At 65.5% G+C, this 5,682-nt stretch carries 5 protein-coding genes; 2 read left to right on the forward strand and 3 right to left on the reverse strand.

The genetic code is table 11. The features are described 5' to 3' along the window. Positions 1-110: 110 nt before the first annotated feature. The 3 genes from cgtA to rplU all read right to left on the reverse strand — a co-directional run bounded on the left by cgtA (position 111) and on the right by rplU (position 1,931). Entirely contained in the window at positions 111-1,163 is a 1,053-nt protein-coding gene (gene cgtA / locus ACMZ91_RS04020) for an Obg family GTPase CgtA (protein WP_049398916.1), read from the reverse strand. A gap of 177 nt (positions 1,164-1,340) precedes the next feature. Continuing rightward, a complete protein-coding gene (gene rpmA, locus ACMZ91_RS04025) occupies positions 1,341-1,604 on the reverse strand; it encodes a 50S ribosomal protein L27 (protein ID WP_005415704.1) in 264 nt (87 codons plus the stop codon). 18 nt (positions 1,605-1,622) lie between these two features. Continuing rightward, positions 1,623-1,931 carry a 50S ribosomal protein L21 gene (gene rplU, locus ACMZ91_RS04030; protein WP_005408557.1) on the reverse strand — a complete coding sequence of 103 codons (309 nt, stop codon included), beginning with the start codon at positions 1,929-1,931 and terminating at the stop codon, positions 1,623-1,625. A gap of 315 nt (positions 1,932-2,246) precedes the next feature. Here rplU and uvrA point away from each other — a divergent pair, with 315 nt between their 5' ends. Both uvrA and ACMZ91_RS04040 read left to right on the forward strand, forming a co-directional pair. After that, the gene (gene uvrA / locus ACMZ91_RS04035) at positions 2,247-5,240 is read left to right on the forward strand and encodes an excinuclease ABC subunit UvrA (protein WP_414578615.1); all 2,994 of its coding nucleotides are present in this window, start codon (positions 2,247-2,249) and stop codon (positions 5,238-5,240) included. Then, the gene (locus ACMZ91_RS04040; RefSeq protein ID WP_006424673.1) at positions 5,240-5,647 is read left to right on the forward strand and encodes an acyl-CoA thioesterase; all 408 of its coding nucleotides are present in this window, start codon (positions 5,240-5,242) and stop codon (positions 5,645-5,647) included. Before uvrA ends, ACMZ91_RS04040 begins: the two co-directional genes overlap by 1 nt. The last annotated feature ends 35 nt before the right edge of the window (positions 5,648-5,682 follow it).

Here is a 5,682-nt window from a genome sequence, read left to right on the forward strand (position 1 = left end):
GTTGCCGGCCAGCGGCCGGCAACCCCGAGGAATGCCGGCCAGCGGCCGGCACTAATGGAAAATGAAAAACCCGGCCGAAGCCGGGTTTTTCGCATGGAACCACAACAGCATTACTGCGCGTTGCGGGCTTCCAGCTCGTCTTCCTTCTGGCGATCGAAGAAGGCCATGATCCGGCTCATGATCGGGAAGGTACCTTCGCGGCCCAGCGCGGAAACCAGGAACCACGGCTCCTTCCAGCCCAGCTCGGCGACGATCTGTTCGGCCGCAGCCTTCGCTTCGTCTTCGAACATCAGGTCGGCCTTGTTCAGCACCAGCCAGCGCGGCTTCTGCAGCAGCTCCGGATCATGCTTTTCCAGTTCGCGCTCGATCGCGCGCACCTGCTCGACCGGGGAAATGCCTTCCACACCGCCTTCCATCGGCGAGATGTCCACCAGGTGCAGCAGCAGTCGGGTGCGCTGCAGGTGGCGCAGGAACTGCGCACCCAGGCCGGCACCGTCGGCAGCGCCTTCGATCAGGCCGGGAATGTCGGCAATCACGAAGCTGCGGTAGTTCTCCACCTTCACCACACCCAGGTTCGGGTACAGCGTGGTGAACGGGTAATCGGCCACCTTCGGCGTCGCCGCCGAAACGGCACGGATCAGGGTGCTCTTGCCAGCGTTGGGGAAGCCCAGCAGGCCGACGTCGGCCAGCAGCTTCAGCTCCAGCTTCAGCGTGCGCTCTTCGCCCGGCTCGCCCGGCAGCGCCTGGCGCGGCGAGCGGTTGGTCGAGCTCTTGAAGTGCATGTTGCCCAGGCCACCACGACCGCCCTGCGCCACCAGCAGGCGATCACCATGCCGGGTCAGGTCGCCGATGATTTCATCGGTGGCGACGTTGATCACCACGGTGCCGACCGGCACGGTGATGGTCAGGTCTTCGCCGCCCTTGCCATAGGCCTGGCGGCCCATGCCGTTCTCGCCACGCTGCGCCTTGAAGATGCGGTCATGGCGGAAGTCGACCAGGGTGTTCAGGTTTTCGTCGGCGCGGATGTACACGCTGCCGCCCGCACCGCCGTCGCCGCCGTCCGGGCCGCCGAGCGGAATGAACTTCTCGCGACGGAAGCCAATGCAGCCGTTGCCGCCGTTGCCGGCGAACACTTCGATTTCTGCTTCGTCTACCAGTTTCATTGTTTCGATGCCTGCGATGGGCGCGGCCTGCCTGCCGTCGCCTTGAATGTTATGCCAGCCACTGGCCGGCACCCCGGCCTGGCCGGTCTTGCTTTCACTCTAACGAAAAGCCCCGCCGAAGCGGGGCTCTTCATGCAGCACCCCCATGCCGTGGCACGGGTGCCGGCGATGCCTGGATCAGGCGTCGGCCGAGACGATGCTGACGGTGCGGCGCTTCTTGGCGCCCTTGACCGAGAACTCCACCTTGCCGTCCACGAGGGCGAACAGGGTGTGGTCACGGCCCAGGCCAACGCCCGAACCCGGGTGGAACTGGGTGCCGCGCTGACGCACGATGATGTTGCCGGCTTCGATGGCCTGGCCGCCGAAGATCTTGACGCCCAGGTACTTCGGGTTGGAGTCGCGACCGTTGCGCGAGGAGCCTACGCCCTTTTTATGTGCCATGACTGCTTCTCCTGATGCTTAGCCGGCGATGCCGGTGATCTCGATTTCGGTGTAGTACTGACGGTGACCCTGACGCTTCATGTGGTGCTTGCGGCGACGGAACTTGATGATCCGGACCTTGTCAGCACGACCCTGGGACAGGACCTTGGCGGTGACGGCAGCGCCCTTCAGCGCATCGCCCAGCTTCACGCCGTCGCTGTCACCCAGCATCAGGATGTTGTCAAACTTGATCTCGCTGCCGACTTCGACTTCGAGCTTTTCAATGCGGAGCTTTTCGCCCTGCGCCACGCGGTATTGCTTACCGCCGGTGACCAGTACTGCGTACATGACCAGGCCTTCCTCTGTAGTTATTGTGGTCTGAGCTGCCGCCATCGAGGGCGGACAGGAGCGGGATTGTACGCAGATCAGCGGGCACGGGTCAAGTCAACCCCTGAACGGCCCGGGGGCCCGGCCAGAACGGGGTCAGATCCCTTTTCACGTCGTGAAAAGGGATCTGACCCCTGCCTGTCGGCCTGTCTCATCAGGTGAGACATCGGGCTGGCATTGTCGCCCATTGCCCCCATCTGGTCACCTCGGTAGGCTGACCGATTGCCGTTCCCTGCTGGCCCGGCACCCAGCCAACGCCCCACAACCGGATCCCCCATGGCGATGGATTTCATCCGCATCCGCGGCGCGCGGACGCACAATCTGAAGAACCTCGACCTCGACCTGCCCCGCGACAAGCTGATCGTGATCACCGGCCTGTCCGGTTCGGGCAAGTCCTCGCTGGCGTTCGACACCATCTATGCAGAAGGCCAGCGCCGCTACGTCGAGTCGCTGTCGGCCTATGCGCGCCAGTTCCTGAGCGTGATGGAAAAGCCGGACCTGGACCACATCGAAGGCCTATCCCCGGCCATCTCGATCGAGCAGAAGTCGACCTCGCACAACCCGCGTTCGACGGTCGGCACCATCACCGAGATCTACGACTACCTGCGCCTGCTGTACGCCCGCGTCGGCACCCCGCGCTGCCCGGACCACGGCTACCCGCTGGAAGCGCAGACGGTCAGCCAGATGGTCGACCAGGTGCTGACGCTGGACCCGGAACAGCGCTACATGCTGCTGGCGCCGGTCATCCGCGACCGCAAGGGCGAACACGCACAGGTGTTCGACCAGCTGCGTGCGCAGGGCTTCGTGCGTGTGCGCGTGGACGGCGAGCTGTATGAAATCGATGCGGTGCCGCCGCTGGCGCTGCGCCAGAAGCACACCATCGAGGCGGTGATCGACCGCTTCCGCCCGCGCGAGGACATCAAGCAACGCCTGGCCGAGAGCTTCGAGACCGCACTGAAGCTGGGCGATGGCATGGCCTCGGTGCAGAGCCTGGACACCGCCGACGCCACGCCGGCACTGTTCTCCTCCAAGTACTCCTGCCCGGTGTGCGACTACTCGCTGCCGGAGCTGGAACCGCGCCTGTTCTCGTTCAACGCACCGATGGGCGCCTGCCCCGGCTGCGATGGCCTGGGCATCGCCGAGTTCTTCGATCCCTCGCGCGTGGTGGTGCATCCGGAGCTGTCGCTGGCCGCCGGTGCGGTGCGCGGCTGGGACCGCCGCAACGCCTACTATTTCCAGCTGATCGCCTCGCTGGCCAAGCACTACAAGTTCGACGTGGACGCCACCTGGAACTCGCTGCCGGCCAAGGTGCAGCAGGCCGTGCTGTACGGCAGCGGCGACGAAACGATCACCTTCACCTACTTCACCGAAGCTGGTGGCCGCACCCAGCGCAAGCATCGCTTCGAGGGCATCATTCCCAACCTCGAACGCCGCTACAAGGAAACCGAGTCGCCGGCGGTGCGCGAGGAGCTGTCCAAGTACATCAGCGAACAGCCGTGCCCGGAATGCCATGGTGCGCGCCTGAACAAGGCGGCGCGCAACGTGTTCGTGGCCGATCGCCCGCTGCCGGAGCTGGTGGTGCTGCCGATCGACGAGGCACTGAAGTTCTTCAGTGAACTGAGCCTGCCGGGCTGGCGTGGCGAGATCGCCGCGAAGATCGTCAAGGAGATCGGCGAACGCCTCGGCTTCCTGGTCGATGTCGGCCTGGATTACCTGACCCTGGAGCGCAAGGCCGACACCCTGTCCGGTGGCGAGGCACAGCGCATCCGCCTGGCCAGCCAGATCGGCGCCGGCCTGGTCGGCGTGATGTACGTGCTCGATGAGCCGTCGATCGGCCTGCACCAGCGCGACAACGAGCGCCTGCTCGGCACCCTCACCCGCCTGCGCGACCTCGGCAACACGGTGATCGTGGTCGAGCATGACGAGGACGCGATCCGCCTGGCCGACTACGTGCTGGACATCGGCCCGGGCGCGGGCGTGCATGGCGGCGAGATCGTCGGCCAGGGCACCCTGCAGGACATCCTGGAGGCACCGCGTTCGCTGACCGGCCAGTACCTGTCGGGCAAGCGTGCGATCGAGATCCCCGCGCGCCGGCACAAGCCGAACCCGAAGATGACCCTGCACCTGCGCGGGGCCAGCGGCAACAACCTGAAGGGCGTGGACCTGGCGATTCCGTCGGGCCTGCTGACCTGCGTGACCGGCGTGTCCGGCTCCGGCAAGTCGACCCTGATCAACGACACCCTGTTCTCGCTGGCCGCCAACGAGATCAACGGTTCCTCGCACCCGATCGCCCCGTACAAGGAGATCGATGGCCTGGACCTGTTCGACAAGGTGGTGGACATCGACCAGTCGCCGATCGGCCGCACCCCGCGGTCGAACCCGGCCACCTACACCGGCCTGTTCACCCCCCTGCGCGAACTGTTCGCACAGGTGCCCGAAGCGCGTGCGCGCGGCTATTCGCCGGGCCGTTTCAGCTTCAACGTGCGCGGTGGCCGCTGCGAAGCCTGCCAGGGCGACGGCCTGATCAAGGTCGAGATGCACTTCCTGCCGGACGTGTACGTGCCGTGCGATGTCTGCCATGGCAAGCGCTACAACCGCGAAACGCTGGAGATCCTGTACAAGGGCTTCAACATCAACGACGTGCTGGAAATGACCGTCGAGGATGCACTGAAGCTGTTCGAGCCGGTGCCGTCGATCGCACGCAAGCTGGAAACACTGGTCGACGTCGGCCTGAGCTACATCAAGCTGGGCCAGAGCGCGACCACGCTGTCCGGTGGTGAAGCACAGCGCGTGAAGCTGTCCAAGGAACTGTCGCGCCGCGATACCGGCCGTACCCTGTACATCCTCGACGAGCCGACCACCGGCCTGCACTTCCACGACATCGAAGCGCTGCTGGGCGTGCTGCACAAGCTGCGCGACGAAGGCAACACGGTGGTGGTGATCGAGCACAACCTGGACGTGATCAAGACCGCCGACTGGATCGTCGACCTGGGTCCGGAAGGCGGCCACCGCGGTGGCACCATCCTGGTCACCGGCACGCCGGAAGACGTGGCGGCCTGCCCGCAGTCGTACACCGGCCAGTTCCTTGCACGCATGCTGCCCTCCACCCGCGCGCGCCCGGAGCAGCCGGCCGCCGTGGCCAACAAGCCCGATGCGCGCCCCCCGCGCAAGGTGAAGCCTGAGAAGCCGGCCAAGGTGGCGAAGAAGGCCGTGGCCGCCAAGAGCACCGGCAAGGCCAGCAAAAGCACGACGAAGAAGAAGGACGCCTGATGAGCAGCGAACACAAGATCCTGGCCCGCATCCCGATCAGCGTGCGCTGGCGTGACATGGACAGCATGGGCCACGTCAACAACGCCAAGTACATTTCCTACCTGGAAGAAGCGCGCGTGCGCTGGATGCTGGGCGTGGACGGCGTGTCGATGACCGACCGCATCGCACCGGTGGTGGCCGCGACCAACGTCAACTACCGGCTGCCGATCGTGTGGCCCAACGACATCCTGGTCGAACTGTTCGTCGAGCGCCTGGGCAACAGCAGCGTCACCATCGGCCACCGCATCGTCGACCAGCAGGACGAGTCGAAGCTGTATTCCGACGGCAACGTGGTGGTGGTGTGGATGGATACTCAGACCGGCAAGAGCGCGCCGCTGCCGGAGGCGATCCGCAGCGCGTCGACCTGACGCGTCTCTGGTAGTGCCGGCCGCTGGCCGGCAAC

The sequence above is a fragment of the Stenotrophomonas sp. FR024 genome, assembly GCF_047500745.2.
Taxonomy (GTDB): Bacteria; Pseudomonadota; Gammaproteobacteria; order Xanthomonadales; family Xanthomonadaceae; genus Stenotrophomonas; species Stenotrophomonas maltophilia_A.